At 40.7% G+C, this 17193-nt stretch carries 21 protein-coding genes, 2 tRNA genes, 1 pseudogene and 1 riboswitch; of the genes and pseudogenes, 17 read left to right on the top strand and 7 right to left on the bottom strand.

Going from position 1 to position 17193, the window contains the following annotated elements:
* Nucleotides 1-51: 51 nt before the first annotated feature.
* Together GPS65_RS18460 and GPS65_RS18455 are read left to right on the top strand one after the other, a co-directional pair.
* Nucleotides 52-237: a CsbD family protein gene (locus GPS65_RS18460; protein ID WP_012009048.1), complete on the top strand. Its 186-nt coding sequence runs from the start codon at nucleotides 52-54 to the stop codon at nucleotides 235-237.
* Nucleotides 238-385: 148 nt separating this feature from the next.
* Nucleotides 386-1048: an O-methyltransferase gene (locus tag GPS65_RS18455; protein ID WP_012009049.1), complete on the top strand. Its 663-nt coding sequence runs from the start codon at nucleotides 386-388 to the stop codon at nucleotides 1046-1048.
* Between the two features lie 36 nt (nucleotides 1049-1084).
* Here GPS65_RS18455 and GPS65_RS18450 read toward each other — a convergent pair whose 3' ends face one another.
* Together GPS65_RS18450 and GPS65_RS18445 are read right to left on the bottom strand one after the other, a co-directional pair.
* Complete coding sequence (locus GPS65_RS18450; RefSeq protein ID WP_144474344.1) at nucleotides 1085-1405, bottom strand: AzlD domain-containing protein; 321 nt, start codon at nucleotides 1403-1405, stop codon at nucleotides 1085-1087.
* Entirely contained in the window at nucleotides 1402-2127 is a 726-nt protein-coding gene (locus GPS65_RS18445) for an AzlC family ABC transporter permease (protein WP_012009050.1), read from the bottom strand. The genes GPS65_RS18450 and GPS65_RS18445 overlap by 4 nt, the downstream gene beginning before the upstream one ends.
* Before the next feature lie 294 nt (nucleotides 2128-2421).
* Between GPS65_RS18445 and GPS65_RS18440 the strand changes: the two genes are divergently transcribed.
* Together GPS65_RS18440 and GPS65_RS18435 are read left to right on the top strand one after the other, a co-directional pair.
* Nucleotides 2422-3297, top strand: a complete 876-nt coding sequence (locus GPS65_RS18440; protein WP_119124479.1) for a DMT family transporter — start codon at nucleotides 2422-2424, stop codon at nucleotides 3295-3297.
* 77 nt (nucleotides 3298-3374) lie between these two features.
* Nucleotides 3375-4394, top strand: a complete 1020-nt coding sequence (locus GPS65_RS18435) for a S66 family peptidase (RefSeq protein WP_119124480.1) — start codon at nucleotides 3375-3377, stop codon at nucleotides 4392-4394.
* A 239-nt stretch (nucleotides 4395-4633) separates the two neighbouring features.
* Here GPS65_RS18435 and gltP read toward each other — a convergent pair whose 3' ends face one another.
* Nucleotides 4634-5884 (bottom strand): glutamate-aspartate/proton symporter GltP, encoded by a 1251-nt coding sequence (gltP, locus tag GPS65_RS18430; RefSeq protein ID WP_034666069.1) that lies wholly within the window; start codon nucleotides 5882-5884, stop codon nucleotides 4634-4636.
* A 369-nt stretch (nucleotides 5885-6253) separates the two neighbouring features.
* Here gltP and GPS65_RS18425 point away from each other — a divergent pair.
* Both GPS65_RS18425 and GPS65_RS18420 read left to right on the top strand, forming a co-directional pair.
* Nucleotides 6254-6330: transfer RNA gene (locus tag GPS65_RS18425), tRNA-Arg, on the top strand.
* Nucleotides 6331-6341: 11 nt separating this feature from the next.
* Nucleotides 6342-6415, top strand: a tRNA-Gly gene (locus GPS65_RS18420).
* A gap of 343 nt (nucleotides 6416-6758) precedes the next feature.
* Here GPS65_RS18420 and GPS65_RS18415 read toward each other — a convergent pair.
* Nucleotides 6759-7643, bottom strand: coding sequence for a DUF1002 domain-containing protein (locus GPS65_RS18415; RefSeq protein ID WP_041815682.1), 885 nt, complete (start codon nucleotides 7641-7643; stop codon nucleotides 6759-6761).
* A gap of 320 nt (nucleotides 7644-7963) precedes the next feature.
* Between GPS65_RS18415 and GPS65_RS18410 the strand changes: the two genes are divergently transcribed.
* Complete coding sequence (locus GPS65_RS18410; RefSeq protein WP_003215505.1) at nucleotides 7964-8401, top strand: peptidylprolyl isomerase; 438 nt, start codon at nucleotides 7964-7966, stop codon at nucleotides 8399-8401.
* 43 nt (nucleotides 8402-8444) lie between these two features.
* Here the strand turns inward: GPS65_RS18410 and GPS65_RS18405 are convergent, their stop codons facing one another.
* Nucleotides 8445-9701: an MFS transporter gene (locus GPS65_RS18405; RefSeq protein ID WP_144468604.1), complete on the bottom strand. Its 1257-nt coding sequence runs from the start codon at nucleotides 9699-9701 to the stop codon at nucleotides 8445-8447.
* Nucleotides 9702-9945: 244 nt separating this feature from the next.
* On the opposite strand from GPS65_RS18405, the gene GPS65_RS18400 reads away from it, so the two are divergent.
* From GPS65_RS18400 to GPS65_RS18370, 7 genes and pseudogenes are all read left to right on the top strand, one after another.
* Nucleotides 9946-10527, top strand: a complete 582-nt coding sequence (locus GPS65_RS18400) for a TetR/AcrR family transcriptional regulator (protein WP_012010437.1) — start codon at nucleotides 9946-9948, stop codon at nucleotides 10525-10527.
* 212 nt (nucleotides 10528-10739) lie between these two features.
* Entirely contained in the window at nucleotides 10740-10973 is a 234-nt protein-coding gene (locus tag GPS65_RS18395) for a DUF2164 domain-containing protein (protein ID WP_012010436.1), read from the top strand.
* 224 nt (nucleotides 10974-11197) lie between these two features.
* The gene (locus GPS65_RS18390; protein WP_003215701.1) at nucleotides 11198-11542 is read left to right on the top strand and encodes a hypothetical protein; all 345 of its coding nucleotides are present in this window, start codon (nucleotides 11198-11200) and stop codon (nucleotides 11540-11542) included.
* A gap of 104 nt (nucleotides 11543-11646) precedes the next feature.
* A riboswitch (FMN riboswitch) is annotated at nucleotides 11647-11789 on the top strand.
* Between the two features lie 253 nt (nucleotides 11790-12042).
* The gene (gene ribE / locus GPS65_RS18385) at nucleotides 12043-12693 is read left to right on the top strand and encodes a riboflavin synthase (protein WP_119125064.1); all 651 of its coding nucleotides are present in this window, start codon (nucleotides 12043-12045) and stop codon (nucleotides 12691-12693) included.
* 11 nt (nucleotides 12694-12704) lie between these two features.
* Nucleotides 12705-13310 (top strand): annotated as a pseudogene (gene ribB, locus GPS65_RS18380) (3,4-dihydroxy-2-butanone-4-phosphate synthase); the annotation flags it as partial.
* Nucleotides 13311-13358: 48 nt separating this feature from the next.
* The gene (ribH, locus tag GPS65_RS18375) at nucleotides 13359-13823 is read left to right on the top strand and encodes a 6,7-dimethyl-8-ribityllumazine synthase (protein ID WP_012010433.1); all 465 of its coding nucleotides are present in this window, start codon (nucleotides 13359-13361) and stop codon (nucleotides 13821-13823) included.
* 113 nt (nucleotides 13824-13936) lie between these two features.
* The gene (locus GPS65_RS18370; RefSeq protein ID WP_012010432.1) at nucleotides 13937-14290 is read left to right on the top strand and encodes a GNAT family N-acetyltransferase; all 354 of its coding nucleotides are present in this window, start codon (nucleotides 13937-13939) and stop codon (nucleotides 14288-14290) included.
* A gap of 24 nt (nucleotides 14291-14314) precedes the next feature.
* Here GPS65_RS18370 and GPS65_RS18365 read toward each other — a convergent pair whose 3' ends face one another.
* Both GPS65_RS18365 and GPS65_RS18360 read right to left on the bottom strand, forming a co-directional pair.
* Nucleotides 14315-14839 (bottom strand): DUF309 domain-containing protein, encoded by a 525-nt coding sequence (locus GPS65_RS18365; RefSeq protein WP_012010431.1) that lies wholly within the window; start codon nucleotides 14837-14839, stop codon nucleotides 14315-14317.
* 87 nt (nucleotides 14840-14926) lie between these two features.
* Nucleotides 14927-15019 carry a YjcZ family sporulation protein gene (locus GPS65_RS18360; RefSeq protein WP_012010430.1) on the bottom strand — a complete coding sequence of 31 codons (93 nt, stop codon included), beginning with the start codon at nucleotides 15017-15019 and terminating at the stop codon, nucleotides 14927-14929.
* 215 nt (nucleotides 15020-15234) lie between these two features.
* On the opposite strand from GPS65_RS18360, the gene GPS65_RS18355 reads away from it, so the two are divergent.
* The 3 genes from GPS65_RS18355 (at nucleotide 15235) to GPS65_RS18345 (ending at nucleotide 17169) form a co-directional block, all read left to right on the top strand.
* A complete protein-coding gene (locus tag GPS65_RS18355) occupies nucleotides 15235-15993 on the top strand; it encodes a segregation/condensation protein A (RefSeq protein ID WP_012010429.1) in 759 nt (252 codons plus the stop codon).
* Nucleotides 15983-16576: an SMC-Scp complex subunit ScpB gene (scpB, locus tag GPS65_RS18350; RefSeq protein ID WP_012010428.1), complete on the top strand. Its 594-nt coding sequence runs from the start codon at nucleotides 15983-15985 to the stop codon at nucleotides 16574-16576. The genes GPS65_RS18355 and scpB overlap by 11 nt, the downstream gene beginning before the upstream one ends.
* Before the next feature lie 113 nt (nucleotides 16577-16689).
* Nucleotides 16690-17169 (top strand): YpuI family protein, encoded by a 480-nt coding sequence (locus GPS65_RS18345; RefSeq protein ID WP_119125063.1) that lies wholly within the window; start codon nucleotides 16690-16692, stop codon nucleotides 17167-17169.
* Nucleotides 17170-17193 lie beyond the last annotated feature (24 nt).

The raw sequence follows: 17193 nt of genomic DNA, 5'->3' as shown, positions 1-17193 counted from the left end.
GTATTTGTCAAAAAGGCTAAATGAATAGTATCAAATGTGGAGGTGGAACAAATGAGTGAAGAAAAAGGACATATGGATAAAGCAAAAGGAAAAACAAATCAAGCCAAAGGTCAATTGAAAGAGAAGCTTGGCGAAGCAACAGATCATCAAAAACTGAAATCAGAAGGGAAAAAGGATCAAGCCAAAGGAAAGCTTCAAGATAAAAAAGGAGATTTGAAAAATCACCTGAACGAGTAAATTCGAATACAGGACACTGCTTCATGTCTCCCTCATGACATGTCTTTCATCAATAAAATGAATAGATGTGTGAAAAGAATTGATTATACGCGCTCACTATTATCATGTAGACTTATAACAGAAGACATGATCAAGGGAGATGGATGAGATGAAGCAAGTGTGGGAGAAAGTTGACGAGTATATCACAGACAAGTTGATTCCTAAAGATGATGTTTTGGAGCAAGCTCTTACTCATAATAAGCAAGCAGGTCTGCCAGAAATTGATGTGTCACCAGCTCAAGGGAAAATGCTTTATTTATTAGCAAAAACTAAGAATGCAAAGCGTATTTTAGAGATCGGGACACTCGGTGGATATAGTACCATTTGGTTGGCGCGTGCTCTTGAAGAGGATGGAGAACTCATCACTTTAGAGGCTGTCAGCCACCATGTACAGATAGCGCAGCAAAACATCAGCAGAGCGGGATTATCGGAACGGGTGAGCATTTTGCAAGGAAAGGCATTGGATACGCTACCTCAGTTAAAAGAGAGGGATGTGCTTCCATTCGATTTGATTTTCATTGATGCAGATAAACCGAACAACCCGAAATATCTAAAGTGGGCGTTGTATTTCTCTAAAAAGGGGACAGTCATTATTGCAGACAATGTCGTCAGAAATGGAGCAGTCCTTCATGACTTTGATGAGGATGAACGAGTGCAAGGAACTCGTGAATTTTTCAATTTACTCAAACAAGAGTCAAGAATAGAGGCTACAGCGATTCAAACTGTTGGTGAAAAGGGTTACGATGGATTTGTATACGGAATCGTCAAATGAAAAAAAGCTTAACCACATGCGGTTAAGCTTTTTCATTTAGAAAAACCATCTGGCAGTCCCCATCAGCATGACGCCTACAAGAACAGTAAGTGACAAGCTCTTTGTCCAAACGGCGATCACGACAGTCGGAACCAAGACAGCAAGGTACATCCTGTGAATGGTGACACCTGTTGTGGTATGAATGAACAAATGCTCTGCAATCAAAGCCGTAAAGATACAAATGGGAATAAACGATAACCACTTAAGCACCACTTCAGGCAGCTCGATACTTCGAACAAATATAAAGGGAACGACCCTTGGAATCACGGTGACAATCATACAGCCGAGAATGAGCCACATCATAAAACTACTAATCATTTATCTGTCACCACCCCAATGGTTGCGACAATCATGGTGGCTAACAGCACAGCCACGTGTGAGGGAACAAAGTGAAGCAGGACAAACATCGCAACGACCATATACAAAACAAGTGACAGACGATGGGTTAACTTGCTTTTAGGCACAGTTTGTAAAGAAAGAACCAGCAGTGCAGCAAACATAGCGGAAAGGGCAAAATCAAGACCCAGTGCTTCAGGATTTGAAATCCAATGTCCAAAAATGCCGCCAAGTACACAGGCAGCAATCCAGCACAAATAAGCTGTTATGTTCAGCCCGTGCATCCACCGGTTATTTAGCTTTCCATGCTGAGCTAATTTATTCATGGCTACGCCAAAGGATTCATCAGTCAGCAATAGACCGAATCCGATATTTTGTTTTAAAGAGTAGCGTGTAAAATGAGGGGCCAGCGTCAGACTGAGTAATAAATGACGCAGATTCACAATAAATGTAGTGAGAATAATAGCGGAAAGGGGACTTCCCGTGACAAGCAGTGCACAGATAATAAACTGTGAAGCACCTGCATAAATAAAGATTGCTAGAAGTGCAATGTCCCATAAGCTCAACTGTGCACTAATTCCAACAATTCCAAAGGCAAACCCGATACTCATATAACCAAGTAGGGTTGGCACACAATCTTTTATTCCCTCGAGAAATGGTTCATGTTCCGTGCGGGGAATATGTTTTCTAGCTTCAATATCCAACGACCTCTACTCCTTTTCTGCATGACGACCTATAGTTTTAATTACTATATGAAAACGAATTCAGCATGTCAATAGCCGATTATCTTCTATTATATGAAGAAAAAAGGTGCAAAAAGGATTGAAGTCAACCAGAATTTGTTATAAAGTATCAGAAAATAAAAATAATTGGAGTGACGACAATGCTGTGGAAACCTTTGTTTGAACATGATGTTCCAAATGCCCTCCGTCCATAACGGAGAGTGATCTCCGTTTGTGGATATGGTATTCAAAATATCCAATAACGGAGGGAAAATGATGAATGAAAAATATATAGGCGCCCTTTACCTAGCAATCGCAGCAAGTATTTGGGGCGGTATGTATGTTGTTGTCAAAGTCACAGTAGCGGTTGTCCCGCCACTTGAGCTCGTCTGGATGAGATATGCTATAGCAGGAATCGTTTTGGTGTTTACCATTTGGCGCTTGGGCTATTCCTTTCAATTAGATAAAAAAGATATCCCGCTTATGGTGTTGATTGGGCTGATCGGAAATTTCCTTTCAATCGTGACTCAAGAAATTGGGACGATGTATACCTCTGCACAAATGGGGGCTGTTATTACATCTGCAACTCCTGCGTTTATGGTGCTGTTTGCTTTCTTTCTATTAAAAGAAGCCATGACTGTTCGAAAGTGCGCATCCATCCTTCTTGCTACAGCAGGTGTATGGCTCATGATTGGTCCAGTTGCAGTACAGACAGATGAATTTGTTGGTGGTCTTTCATTGGTCTTCGCTGCTTTAACATGGGCGCTGATGTCTATTTTGCTTAAACGTGTCCCAGGAAAGTACCCTCAGGTGGTGACAACCACATATGCGATTATCATTGCATTTATTGTTTTAACACCGCCAGTATTATTTCGTTTACCTCACCTAGATGTGGAACAGATGGCAAGGCCGGAGATTTGGGGTGGTATTCTTTATCTAGGTATCATCTCAACCGCTCTAGCATTCTTTTTATGGAATCGAGGGCTTCAATTAATGGATGCCTCAAGCGGTGGGCTGTTCTTTTTCTTTCAACCGATCGTAGGTGCCATTCTTGGCTGGCTGCTTTTGGGAGAAGAAATGGGATTACGCTCATTCATTGGCATTCTATGTATCTTCGCAGGTGTCTATACTGTGCTGCGTCAAAAGGAATAAAAGAAAAGAAGATGTCCCTTTTAATAGGGGCATCTTCTTTATAAATGAGAGATTGAGAGAGAATGGAGGGAAATAGGATGATACAATTTCCACAATTACAAAAAGGACAAACAATTGGTGTCACAGCACCGTCCTCAGGTGTACAGCCATCTTTGCATGACATGTTTCGGCTTTCATGCGAACGAATGGAAAAAAGAGGCTATGATGTCGTATGTGGAGAGACGGTCTGGAAGCAGGAAAAGGCGAAATCTGCCCCTGCCGTAGAACGAGCAAAGGAACTTCAGTACATGATGACATGTGATGAGATTGATCACATCATCCCGCCCTGGGGAGGGCAGCTTCTGATGGAAGTGCTAGAGCACCTTGATTTCTCATCAATGCAAAAAAAGTGGATTCTTGGTTATTCAGATACGAGTGCACTCCTGCTCGCGTTGACATTAAAAACAGGCATTGCTACTGCGCATGGGCCGAACTTAGTAGATCTAAGAGGAGAAGAGTTTGATCAAACGACTGCCATGTGGGAGCGAACACTTTCCGCAAAAGATGAGACGGAGATAACCCAATTTTCTTCATCTATGTATCAAAAGGAATGGCAGCATGACAATCCGAGTAAACATGTCTTTCATTTAACAGAACCTACCGCATGGCATACAGTTGATCAACAAGAAATGACAGTGAAGGGAAGACTGATGGGTGGCTGCATTGATATTATACGTCACTTAGCAGGGACACCTTTTGGAGACGTCAAAACTTTTCAGAAAACATTCATAAAAGATGAACCAATTCTCTGGTATTTCGAAAACTGCGCATTAAATGCTGCAAGCGTGAAGAGATCGCTTGTTCAATTAAAACTAGCAGGGTGGTTTGATCACTGTTCAGGTATTATGTTTGGGCGAAGTGCAGTAGATGTGCCTGTGGAAGGTTATCGGTATCAGGATGTATATGAAGAATTGCATAAGGAATTACAAATCCCCATTTTTTACGATATAGATTGTGGGCATGTCCCGCCGCAAATGACACTGATTAATGGCGCATATGCAGAAGTACAGTTGCAATCTCATGGCAAAGCGGTCTTAAAGCAAGCATTTTTATCATAAGAAAAGGAAAGGGGGAATCCCTTTCCTTCCAGCGTGTAGACAAACCCTCGCATTCGGTGTCAGATCTGCGCTTCGGTGCTCACGAATGTTCAATTCGCTCCGCTCCGATGCTCGTCCTTCCTAGACTGCAAAGGTTTTCTATCACGCTGAAAAGAAGACAAAGGGCTAAAATCAAGATCATTTTAGCCCTTTGTCAACAATCTGAAAGGAAAGGGGGAATCCCTTTCCTTCATATAACATTACATCCCTTTTGTTTCCTCACCTGCTTTTGGAACTTCCCAAGCAGATTCGCGGAATACTTTCTCCCATTTTGATACGACAATACACGCAACGGCATGACCTGGAACATTCACACCTGTTCGTGCCATATCCATAATTCGATCGACACCGGCAATAATGGCAACGCCTTCTGCTGGGAGACCAACTGCATGTGCGGTTGCCAAAAGAACGACGAGTGAACCGGATGGCACCGCTGCAATCCCTTTACTCGTTAATACAAGAACAAGCATCATCAAAAGCTGCTGTGACAAACTCATGTCGACACCAAACGCTTGTGCAAGGAACACACAGGAAACCGATAAATATAAACTGGACCCATCACAATTGAGAGAAAGACCAGATGGAATGACAAAGGAGACAATTCTTTTCGGACAGCCGTATTTCTCCATTCGTGACATAAGCTGAGGAAGGACAGTTTCTGTACTTGTAGTAGAAAAGGCAACCAAGAACAAATCCCATATCATTTTTAACACTTCGAAGTAGTTAAAACGGAAGATCAGTGCGACTAGAGGGAACAAAGCAAAGAGAATGATGAATAATCCTAAAAATACAGTCCCTACAAGCTTCATCATTGGGATTAATAACACAATGCCATATTGACCAACGGAAGCAGCCATTAATGCAAGCACTCCAATAGGTGCTGTCACCATGACCATCTGCGTTAGCTTAAACATAATTTGTGCCACTGATTCAAAGAAGGTGAGAACAGGAGCGGATGCCTTACCGATGCCGCTTGCGGCTACACCAAATAATATGGCGAAGAAAATGACAGCAAGTAAATCATTTTGTGCCATGACATCCACAATATTCGTTGGAATGATATCGAGTACCATTTGTTTAAAGTCCACGACTTTCTGCGTATAGCCATCTAATTCACCAATATCTTTCTTAGCTAATTTAGAGAAGTCGAGGCCAACGCCAGGCTTTAGAACATTAGCCAGCAATAGCCCAATTCCTAGAACGATGGTTGTGATGACTTCAAACCAAATGATCGTCTTTAATCCAAGGCTGCCCATCTTCTTCATGCCACCACTGCCAGCTGCACCAATGACAATGGTAGAGAAAACGATAGGAACAACGATCATTTTAATCAATCGGATGAACCCATCTCCGATTGGCCTGAGGGCCATCCCGAAGTCAGGAAAGAAATGTCCGATAAGAGCTCCTATCACCAAAGCGATCATGATTTGAAAAGCGACGAACTTTTTCATCATCTCCTACCCCCTTTAAATGCTTGGAAAATTTTAAGAATTTTCCAATAAATAAAAATTCTATGTGACCATGTTTTGTCCTCTTTTGGATTTAGAAAGATTTTATTTAAGAATCATTAGAATTATGAAGGAAGAGAAGAAAATAGGGCTATCGCATCTCTATTTATCTAAGAAAAAACAACTTCTTAAAAAACATGAAACTTTTTTAGAAAAATGTATTGACCCTTTTGTATGATCCATGGTATATTTTTATTCGTCGCTGATGACGTATTTGAAACAAAGACATTCAAACACATGCGGCAAACAAATTTTAAAAAGATGTTGACTTGATAAAAACGATATGTTAAGATAATTAAGTCGCCTGATTAAGCGCCCGTAGCTCAATTGGATAGAGCGTTTGACTACGGATCAAAAGGTTAGGGGTTCGACTCCTCTCGGGCGCGCCAATACAAACCACGCGGGTGTAGTTTAGTGGTAAAACCTCAGCCTTCCAAGCTGATGTCGTGAGTTCGATTCTCATCACCCGCTCCATTTTTTGAAATATGATCTTTGAAAACTAAACAAGACAAAACGTACCTGTTAATTCGAGTTTTTATAAAAAAATCCTATGATGTTTCATAGGTAGTCAGTCAAACGCTGACGAGGCAGGAAATGATCACATGCTAAGTTCGCTACATCGTGTAGCAACGCATGTGTGATATGCATCCTGCATACCTCGGAGAGTTATTGATTATTATAACAATATCCGAATTCAATTGAAATTAAACAACCAGTCACCAAAAGAGTTTCGGCAACTGGCTGTTTTATAAAGGTGTTTTGATCCCTGTCTCAAAAACGGGGGTCAGTTCCTATACAGGCAGCTTTTTATGTTGATTTATTTTCCTCCAGTAAATACAGAGACGATCGCGTTCCAAATGGAGACAAAGAAATCCCAAATCTTTTGAAGGAGGTTTTTCCCTTCATCTGATTCTATGAATTTCGTAATCTTGTCTTTTGCTTTATCGATTTGAGATCCTACTTGGTTCCAATCGATATTGATGTTCTTCATTTTATCGAACAGAGAAATAAGCTGATCCTTTTGTTCTTGCGTTAGATTTAAGTTTAAATCAGAAGCAGCTTGATCCACTTTTTCTTCCACTTCTTTTGTTGTTTTAGGGACACCGTTTTTCGCAATGTCATCCTTGATTTTTGCGATAAGGGCAGACGCATTGTCTTTCCCGATGGAGTCACCCAATTTAGACGTTGTCACCAGCTCTTCGTTTGCTACCTGCTTCACATCTTCTGGGATAGCTTTGTCGCTAGACACTTCATAGGCTTTTAATAAACCCGTCAGTGCGGCTGTACCAGAAACCTCAAACGGTGCAGTCACAACAACTTTGGCATCCTTGACACCGGCTGTCATTAAAGCATTTAAATACATCTCATCTGTTATGGTCTTGATGTTATGTGTATCCACAGTCAGACCAGTACCTGATTTTTCTATGGTGATAGATGATGATGATAACGCTCTCGTCCCGATAGAAGAACGAGGGATATACTTTCCTAAATATTCATGCTCTTCTTTATTGGTTACTTCAATTTTTGTCGCATTTTCAGGTGGATTCAACTCGTCAAGCACCTTCTGGCGATCAGCCGGAGTTAAGTCTTGCCCAAGTGTGACGATGACATCGCCGACAGCTGCATCCGCTAAGCTGACTTTTGGCGCACCAATAAGGAAAAGGAGCGCTGCCATCATACCAAGCATTGATTTTTTAAACATGTTGACCTCCTTCAAGTCGAAAGGGTTCCTCTTTCAAGAGAAACGCATCTTTTGAGTACACGTAAAGTGATGTACTCCATCATATAGACGTAACAAATCGATTCGACGTTTCAATTTTCTTTTTAAGATGTTTTCCTTTTCCAAAAAATAATGACATGTTGCTTATTCTGTCACCAATTTAATAGGAAAAAAGAATTAAGCTCTTCCATTGTATCAATCCTAAGAAAAGAGGTAAATCACAATCAAAGAGCAGGGGATGTTTAACATGACCAAAAATGTGCTATAATGAGCGTTGTTTAACCTGAAAGGAGAATGTGAAAATGGCGAAAAAAGGATACATACAACTAACGAATGGTAAGAAACTTGAGTTTGAACTATACCCAGAGGCTGCTCCAGGTACAGTAGCAAACTTTGAAAAATTAGCGAATGAAGGCTTCTACGATGGATTGAAATTTCACCGCGTAATCCCTGGTTTCGTAAGCCAAGGCGGCGATCCAAACGGTAATGGAACTGGTGGCCCTGGTTACACAATTAAATGTGAAACAGAAGGAAATCCACATCAACACGAAAGAGGTTCATTATCAATGGCGCATGCTGGTAAAGACACGGGCGGTAGCCAATTCTTTATCGTACATGACCCGCAGCCACACTTAAACGGTGTTCACACTGTTTTTGGCAAAGTAACATCTGGAATCGAGGCTGTTCTAGATATGGAACAAGGCCAAGGAATGGAAAAAGTCGAAGTTTTCGATGCTTAATGCTCAATGCAAAACACCGCTTAAACGCGGTGTTTTTTTATTATCAATCTGATTTGACGGTTATTTGTTTCGTGAAGCGATAGGTGATGAACCAATATAAAAAGGCAATGGCGCTAACAGAGGCGCCAAATAAACATACTCCGCTCCAGCCAGTGTTTGCATATATGCTAGTGGAAGCAATGGAACCAGTCGCACTGCCGATGGAGTAAAAAATCATATAAGCAGCAGTCAGCCGGCTTCTCGCCTCAGGCAGCACTGTGAAAATCATACTTTGGTTGGTCACATGAACAGCTTGCACAGATAGATCAAGAATGATAATACCGATGATTAATAAAATAAGTGAATATTCAGTGAAAAAAATAAAAAACCATGAAACGAATAATAGGACAAGGGCGATACAAGTTGTTAATTGGCCTAAGCCACGATCAGCAAGCCTTCCAGCCCGGGCAGCGCCTAATGCTCCTGCAACGCCGGCAAGACCAAAGGCACCAATCGCCGTATGTGAAAGATTGTATGGCGAGCTACTGAGAGGTAGCACGAGCGAAGTCCACAACGTACCAAACACGATAAAGATCAGAAAACCCAGTATACCTCGGATACGAAGAATTCGTTCTTGTCTGAACAATGTAAACATTGAAGCGAGCAGCCTTATATAGGATATTGACGCTCTCATGCTGTCAGTGCGCGGGAGATAACGGTATAACACGGCTGTTATGATGAGCATCATAACGGCAGACACGAGATAGACTGACCTCCAGCCGGCGAGATCGGTTAATACTCCAGCGAACGTTCGTGCGAGGAGAATACCAATCACAATGCCACTTTGAACCAAACCCACGATACGGCCTCGTTCTTCAGGAGCAGCCCATGTCGCGGCGAACGCTACGAGTACCTGAGTGACCACAGCAAGCATACCGACGGCAGCTAGCCCTATGAACAGGACGGTGGCAGTAGGGGCGATGCCGACTAGAATGAGAGATAATATGGAAACAAGCATTTGAGCCATGATGAGCCGCCTTTGGTTGAACAAATCACCAAGTGGTACAATTAGTAGCAGTCCCAGTGCATAACAAAGCTGAGTGATCGTAATGACCATGCCTATAGATGAATAGGTGATACCAAACTCGGATGCGAGGGAGTCTAATAATGGTTGTGCAAAGTATATGTTTGCAACTGCCATTCCGCAGGCTGACGCAAACAGCAGAGCCATATAGCGAGTCATTGCTTGTTTCGGTTTGTTTTGTAAATGAGCTGTTTCCAGCTCAAGATGTTCAATGGAAGTGTTTTTTTCTTTCGCCATGCATTTCATCGTCTCCTTTTGTACTGAAAGGTATAATATACTGGTCAGTATATTATGATTCTTGTTTAGAATAACCATCAAAACATTTTAAAGTCAATACTTTTATCTTGAAAGAGGAAGGCAATTTGACAATAGTAATTCGATAAAATAAAATGATAATGTACCGATTGGTAATTAAAATAAAGATTAATATATAGATGGCTGACTTTGTGAAAAATTTTATTGTTGAAATGAGGAATTACTGATGGTTCGACAACGGGAATTTGACAAGGAAAAAGCGTTGGATGAGGCAATGATGCTTTTTTGGGAAAAGGGGTATAGGGCTACTACATTAAGCGATTTGACTGAAAAAATGGGAATACAGCGACCAAGTTTATACTCAGCGTTTGGAGATAAAGAGGAATTATTTGAGGCCGCATTACGAAAATATACAAAGCATCATGCTGCCCATATTCGAACAAAACTTCAAAACAATCTTTCTGTCAAAGAAGCATTTCATGCATTATTTGCAGATTTAGTAGAAGAGGAATATAGAGAGGGTCCGAGTAAAGGATGTTTTTGTATCAATACAATAGTGGAACTTGCGCCACACGAAGAGAAATTTGAAATTCTTACAAGAGAGCATCAGATGTATCTTTCCGTCATATTTGAAGAAAGAATTGTTCAAGGTATTCATTTAGGTGAGCTCAAAAGCAGCCTGAATGCGAAAGCTTTAGCACAAACACTGGTCGTTTCTTTTATTGGACTGACCGTCCTCATGAAATCTCGTCCAGAGCGTTCATTTGTAGATCATTCTGTAGCGACGATACTTTCCATATTAAAATAAAATGGCCAACATACTATGATATCCTCCTTCAATAAGAGCGATAGCGTATTTTGAACTCAATGTCAAAATACGCTTTTTCTTTTAGGACAGTGATGCACAAAACCCGATATTGTGATATGATAAGAGAACAAACATTCGCATTTGTGGGTGTCACCACATTGCCAGTACAAATCAAAAAAGCGTGATCATGCTGAAAGAAAGCAGGAGATAATTTGAAACCTTTAACAAAAGAAGAAAAAAATCAAATGATGATTGCCATTCAGCGTTTCTTTGCCGAAGAACGAGAAGAAGAAATTGGTGAATTAGCAGCCATCAATATACTAGAATTTATCACAAAAAACCTTGGAAGCTATTATTATAATCAAGGGGTTCGTGATAGCCGGAACATCGCTGTTCAGAGATCGCAATTGTTAGAGGAAGATTTATTCGCACTCGAAAAAAGATGATCATCAATGATGTACGCCTTGCTAACTGATAAAGAGAAAAGAGACCCCCTTAACAAAGAACGCATATTCGTATCATATGTAATGATGAAAAGGTGGAACCAAAGGTCCATCTCAATCGTTATATAAGTAACCATTAATGGAAATCAGCTTTTTTGGTTTTATTTCATCAAAAGAAGGAATAAAACATACAAATAGGCGAAGTGCAGATGATGGAGGTTCTAAACATGGGGAAAATTAAATTAAAAATGGCCATCTTATTTGTTTTACTGCTTTGTTTAGGCGCAGGATATTTATACATGAATGGCATGAAAATTGAAGATGTGCCAACAGCCATTGGTGAAAGCTTAACAAATAATGATAAAGATTATACCATCTATGAATATACCATTACGAAAATTGACGGTGATGAGTATTACGGTCAAGCAAAAAACGGCACAAAAATCATTTTTAGTGGGAAGAAATTTGAAGATGATGTGGCTGACTTGAAGAAAGGTGATCGTATTAAAGCCTACTTTAGTAATGAAAAAAGAATAGATGGTCTTATAAAAGTAGTAAAAGTCGTTAATTAACAAGTCTCCTTTCCTATAAGGAGGCTTTTTTGTGAGAAATCTTGATTGTTGCATTTGACAACGAGGATCGCTATAATAACCCCTAAGGACAGCTAAATATCGATTGTATCCTTCGGGGCAGGGTGAAAATCCCGACCGACGGTAATAAAGCAAATGCTTTACAGCCCGTGACCCGTTAATTTTATTAACGGTTGATTCAGTGAAAAGCTGAAGCCGACAGTGAAAGTCTGGATGGGAGAAGGATAAAGAAAGCTATGAACGAAAAATATTTGTTAATCATAGTTTTATTTCTGATGCAAAAAAGCCACAGCCCCGGAATTTTTCCGGGGCTTTCTGTATGTACATGTAGTGAATAGACTGGCATGCAGTGTTTATTAGGTGATCCCTCATCTACCTTGTATGGACCATAAAAAGCGACGAAGGTGTTCAATCGATCACATGTCCCTAACATCGCTTTTTTATAAAGTGAGAAATACAAATGAAAAGAAAGGGAGGATCACATGTTTACGGGGATAATTGAAGAAGTAGGCACCGTTCAATCATTAAGTAAAAAGTCAGCAGATGCCATGGAAATTGTCATTCAGTGTAGCCATGTGCTAGAAGATGTTCACCTTGGAGATAGTATTGCGATTAATGGTGTATGTCTTACTGTCACAAGCTTTACAAAAGCACAGTTCGCAGCAGATGTGATGCCAGAGACAGTCAAAGCGACATCACTGGATCAGCTGACATCAGGCAGTCCAGTGAATTTAGAGCGGGCTATGTCCTCGAATGGGCGATTCGGCGGTCATTTTGTCTCAGGCCATGTTGACGGGACGGCAGTCATTACCCGAATAGAAAAGAAAAGTAATGCCATTTACTATGATTTAGAGATGGACAAGACCCTCACAGATATGCTCACACAAAAGGGTTCGATCGCAATAGATGGTGTCAGCTTAACTATTTTCGATTTGCGAGATTCACACGTCACAGTCTCTATTATTCCTCATACGCTTGAAGGAACTATTTTCCCGACTAAATCTATGGGGGAGATTGTGAATATAGAGTGTGACATGATCGGTAAATATATTTATCGCTTCTTAACAAAAGAAAAAGGCGAAAAGCAGCCATCCCGATTGACCCCATCATTTTTAAAAGAGCACGGATTCTAGGAGGCGATTGTATGTATCAATCAGTAGAAGAAGCAGTAAAAGCTTTGAAAGAAGGAGAAATCATTATCGTAGTAGATGATGAAGACAGAGAAAACGAAGGAGATTTTGTGGCACTTGCTGAGCATGCCACGCCTGAAGTGATTAACTTTATGGCTTTACATGGAAGAGGCCTCATTTGTACGCCGGTCCATGCGTCGATTGCCAAACACCTAAACCTGCATCCAATGGTAGAACAAAATACAGATGCACACCATACAGCTTTTACAGTGAGCATCGATCATGTGACAACGACGACTGGTATTAGTGCTTTTGAGCGCTCTACGACCATGCTTGCCATGTTAAATAAAGACGCGACACCAGAAGAATTTGCCCGCCCAGGTCATGTATTTCCGCTCATTGCAAAAGAAGGCGGCGTACTGGAAAGACCAGGTCATACAGAGGCGGCGGTAGATCTTGCGAAACTGGCAGGTTCACAGCCGGCGGGTGTCATATGTGAAATTATGAATGTAGATGGCTCAATGGCGCGTGTTCCAGAATTAAAAGATATCCAAAAACAGCACGGGCTAAAGATGCTGACAATAGAAGCATTGCAGACCTATTTACATCATAAAGACACAGCAACGATCGAAACAAAATAAAAATCACAAAAAAAGGATGATCAACATATGAATACAATACAAGGGCATGTAGTAGCAGAAGGACTAAAATTTGCAATTGTCGTCGCGAGATTTAATGACTTTATTACAAGTAAATTGCTTGACGGAGCAGAAGATACATTGCTCAGACACGGAGCAAACGGTGACGATATTGATGTCGTGTGGGTACCGGGTGCTTTTGAAATTCCGTATATGGCAAAAAAACTAGCTGAAACAGAGAAATATGATGCTGTCATTACACTAGGAACAGTAATCCGAGGCGCAACAACTCACTACGATTATGTTTGTAATGAAGCTGCTAAAGGAATTGCTCAAAGTGCTATGTCAACAGGGGTACCGATTATCTTCGGTGTACTAACAACAGAATCCATTGAACAAGCTATTGAAAGAGCCGGCACAAAAGCTGGAAATAAAGGCAGCGAATCGGCTGCAGCTGCCATTGAAATGGCGAATCTCAATCGTACCTTTCGTTAATTTAGTGAAAAAGAGTTTAAAAACGATATAAAAATGTTTATAATGTGTGATGAGCAAATGATTCGTGAGACATTTGCTGGACATAAGGATAATTTGAATATTGAGGGGTATATATGTTAATTCGTTATAAGAGGTCTTTTGAAAAAATTGCCATGGGGCTACTCTCCTTCATGCCGGGTGAGAAAGACGTCAAACAGCTTCAGCAGACGATGAAGTCTTATGAAATGGATGAAAGTCGGCAGCTGTTCCTTTGGAAAGATGGCGAGGATATCGTAGGTGCCATTGGTGTGTTGAAAACAGACAACCAAGTACAAATCGAGCATATTAGTGTGAATCCATCCCATCGAGATCAAGGAATCGGCAAGGAAATGGTTTTAGCCGTGGAAGAGGTATTCAAAACCAAAACACTCATTCCAAATGAATTAACGCAAGGCTTCTTTCATAAGTGTCACAGCGAAACAAACTAAATATCACACATGTAAAAGCAGAGGCTACAGTCCTCTGCTTTTTTTACGTTCGATTTGCTTTTTTCGTTCAAGCAATACATCTGTCCGGTCACGCAGTCTATGTTTTTCGATCAAAAATGTGTGGGATAAGTTACTCTCCTGGCCAAAGGTCAGTCCTTCTTTTTGAGCCATTTCTTGGCAGAGAGACAAGAGTGCTTCATCTTTAATCGGGAGCATCACACTTTCGTATGGCATGTCTTCAGCCATTTTCTTCTTTAGCATTCTCAGAAGTTTGAGAAACGCCTCATCATCCAGACCGAGATTCGATAATACGGACCGGTTTGCTTCTAGTAAGTGAAGGCTATTTGACATGAGCCGTTTTGCACCTTTTCCATTTCCCCGTCTTTGATGATACAAAGCAACGGCAAGCTGAATGAAGCCAACCCAATATTCTTTGCGCTGCTCAGGCGGGTCTTCTTTCCAATATTCCTCAAGAATTTCATGACACTCAAAATAATCTCTTGTCGTATGAAATTCATGTAAAAAAGCCACGTACGCTTCAGGATACACAGTGGTCATCTCCTTTTCCACTCTCAGTCTAACATATTGAAAAGAAAAGAAGAAAGAGCGCCCTTCGTGAAAGGACGCTCTGTTTCTTTAATAAACCCAAGCCGCGCCAACGATGATCAGCAAGATGAAAAGCACGACAATAAGCGCGAAACCTCCGCCAAAGTTATAGCCATCTCCCATAATGATACGGCCTCCTTTTTCATCATTTCTGTTTACAATGGTATTCTATGTATAAATGCCCTGAGTGGTATGGGCGAAACCACTGTTTTTCTTATTTTGCCTAGGACATCATGGTCGAAATTATATTGGACGAGAGCTTTATCCTGTCTTATACTAAAGGTTAGCCGGTGAAACGGTACTTAGAAGACAGAAGACAGTAGAAATGGTGAGAAAAAATGCTGGAATATCAGGTGAAAATAGATTCGTTTGAAGGTCCTTTGGACTTACTTTTACATTTAATCAACCGGTTGGAAATTGATATTTATGATATTCCCGTTGCTAAAATTACGGAGCAGTATTTATTATATGTCCATACCATGAGGGAGCTTGAACTTGATGTGGCAAGTGAATATTTGGTGATGGCTGCAACCCTCCTGAGTATTAAAAGCAGAATGCTCCTTCCAAAACAAGAGGAAGAGCTATTTGATGAAGATCTGCTTGAAGAGGAAGAGGACCCTCGAGAAGAACTGATTGGCAAACTGATTGAATACCGAAAGTATAAAGATGCCGCACAAGAACTAAAGGAACGCGAGGAAGAAAGGCAAAATGCCTTTACAAAACCTCCGAGTGATTTAAGCGAATTTGCAAAAGAATCGGAAGCGAAGGACACAAACTTACATGTCACGGTGTATGATATGTTAGGTGCGTTCCAAAAGGTATTGAACCGAAAAAAAATAACGAAACCAGCACCATCTAGGATTACAAGACAAGAAATCCCGATTGAAGACAAAATGAATGAGATTATGAACCATTTAAGAAAAACGAAAAAGCGGACCAATTTCATGACTCTATTTCAACATGATCAAAAGGAGCATCTTGTCGTGACGTTTCTTGCTGTTCTTGAATTGATGAAAAGTCATCAAATCATGTTAGAGCAGGAAGGAAACTTTGAAGACATTTATATAATAGGGAGTGAAACGATTCATGACGCTTGATATCGTGAATTGGAAAGCCATCATAGAAGCGCTGCTGTATGCAGCAGGTGACGAAGGCTTAACAAAAAAACAGCTTATGTCTGTTCTTGAAGTAGAAGAGGTAGCGTTACTTGACATGATGTCTGCCGTCAAGGAAGAATATCAAAAACAAGAACGAGGAATTGAGCTCATTGAATATGCAGATTCTTATATGCTGCTGACAAAAAAGGAATACAGCATTTATTTGAAAAAATTAGTCGAGACCCCATCCAAAGGTTTGTCTCAGGCAGCGCTTGAAGTACTCGCAATCGTTTCTTATAAACAGCCTATCACACGAAGTGAGGTAGAAGAAATTAGAGGAGTCAAATCAGAGCGAGTGCTTCATAGTTTAGTAGCCAAAGCGCTGCTCTGTGAAGTTGGACGTGCCGATGGCCCTGGGCGAGCAATTCTTTATGGGACAACACCTACATTTTTAGAGCAGTTTGGCTTAAAGGCATTGGATGAACTACCGCCGCTTCCAGAGAATGTGGAAGCAGATGGTGTACAAGAAGAGGCTGATCTCTTTTTTGAAAACTTCAATCAAACATTTGAAGAGATAAAATAGTTCAAAAGAATGAAAAATGTATGATAAAATATAAAAAAGATTTTAGGTCTAACATCTATTGATGTCAGATAAAATGGTCATAAAGCCATGAGGGGAAGGTAAACACAAAACAAATGGCACATATGAATGTAAAGGCTCAAGTTGATCAAGCAGGCGTCTTTTTATCAAAGGTTGCAACTGAAATGAATGGTTTTCTGAACGAAGCTACCTTATCAAGTATGAAACGATTAAACCCTGAAGCGGAAGCCTATTATTGTGACATATTGAATACATTACGGAAGCTTGCAGTGTACAGCGAGGATGCAGCGGCAGTTTGCAGGAAAATCAGCCAGCAGCAGACATTTCCGCAGCAAGCCGCACAGCAGACGCTTCACCGTATTTATCATCAATGTATTGAAGAGTTTTTCACGCCGAAAAAGGATACATGGTATGAGGACAGCCGTTCCGCTTATACAGGAAAGAGTAGCATTGTTTTCCACCATGAAGTATCCGCTGAGATCAAACGATTATTTTCTTCATTAGAAAAAGATTTTTTAGTGATGAGAGAAGAGCTAGAATATACGACATCTCATCAGCAAATGAAAATGGTATAGCAAGAGGAAAAGTGTCTCTACATA

The organism is Bacillus pumilus, from assembly GCF_009937765.1.
GTDB lineage: Bacteria > Bacillota > Bacilli > Bacillales > Bacillaceae > Bacillus > Bacillus pumilus_O.
The sequence above is the reverse complement of the archived record's forward strand: the minus strand, read 5'-3'. Positions and strand labels throughout refer to the sequence as shown.

What these genes read in the sequence shown, in the direction of transcription:
- GPS65_RS18405 (WP_144468604.1), bottom strand. Translation starts at nt 9,701, where the DNA reads ATGGCGAAAGAAAAAAACACTTCCATTGAACATCTTGAGCTGGAAACA.
- GPS65_RS18460 (WP_012009048.1), top strand. Translation starts at nt 52, where the DNA reads ATGAGTGAAGAAAAAGGACATATGGATAAAGCAAAAGGAAAAACAAAT.
- GPS65_RS18360 (WP_012010430.1), bottom strand. Translation starts at nt 15,019, where the DNA reads ATGGGAGATGGCTATAACTTTGGCGGAGGTTTCGCGCTTATTGTCGTG.
- GPS65_RS18400 (WP_012010437.1), top strand. Translation starts at nt 9,946, where the DNA reads ATGGTTCGACAACGGGAATTTGACAAGGAAAAAGCGTTGGATGAGGCA.
- GPS65_RS18440 (WP_119124479.1), top strand. Translation starts at nt 2,422, where the DNA reads ATGAATGAAAAATATATAGGCGCCCTTTACCTAGCAATCGCAGCAAGT.
- GPS65_RS18435 (WP_119124480.1), top strand. Translation starts at nt 3,375, where the DNA reads ATGATACAATTTCCACAATTACAAAAAGGACAAACAATTGGTGTCACA.
- gltP (WP_034666069.1), bottom strand. Translation starts at nt 5,884, where the DNA reads ATGAAAAAGTTCGTCGCTTTTCAAATCATGATCGCTTTGGTGATAGGA.
- ribH (WP_012010433.1), top strand. Translation starts at nt 13,359, where the DNA reads ATGAATACAATACAAGGGCATGTAGTAGCAGAAGGACTAAAATTTGCA.
- GPS65_RS18355 (WP_012010429.1), top strand. Translation starts at nt 15,235, where the DNA reads ATGCTGGAATATCAGGTGAAAATAGATTCGTTTGAAGGTCCTTTGGAC.
- GPS65_RS18370 (WP_012010432.1), top strand. Translation starts at nt 13,937, where the DNA reads ATGTTAATTCGTTATAAGAGGTCTTTTGAAAAAATTGCCATGGGGCTA.
- scpB (WP_012010428.1), top strand. Translation starts at nt 15,983, where the DNA reads ATGACGCTTGATATCGTGAATTGGAAAGCCATCATAGAAGCGCTGCTG.
- GPS65_RS18450 (WP_144474344.1), bottom strand. Translation starts at nt 1,405, where the DNA reads ATGATTAGTAGTTTTATGATGTGGCTCATTCTCGGCTGTATGATTGTC.
- GPS65_RS18390 (WP_003215701.1), top strand. Translation starts at nt 11,198, where the DNA reads ATGGGGAAAATTAAATTAAAAATGGCCATCTTATTTGTTTTACTGCTT.
- GPS65_RS18455 (WP_012009049.1), top strand. Translation starts at nt 386, where the DNA reads ATGAAGCAAGTGTGGGAGAAAGTTGACGAGTATATCACAGACAAGTTG.
- GPS65_RS18410 (WP_003215505.1), top strand. Translation starts at nt 7,964, where the DNA reads ATGGCGAAAAAAGGATACATACAACTAACGAATGGTAAGAAACTTGAG.
- GPS65_RS18345 (WP_119125063.1), top strand. Translation starts at nt 16,690, where the DNA reads ATGGCACATATGAATGTAAAGGCTCAAGTTGATCAAGCAGGCGTCTTT.
- GPS65_RS18415 (WP_041815682.1), bottom strand. Translation starts at nt 7,643, where the DNA reads ATGTTTAAAAAATCAATGCTTGGTATGATGGCAGCGCTCCTTTTCCTT.
- ribE (WP_119125064.1), top strand. Translation starts at nt 12,043, where the DNA reads ATGTTTACGGGGATAATTGAAGAAGTAGGCACCGTTCAATCATTAAGT.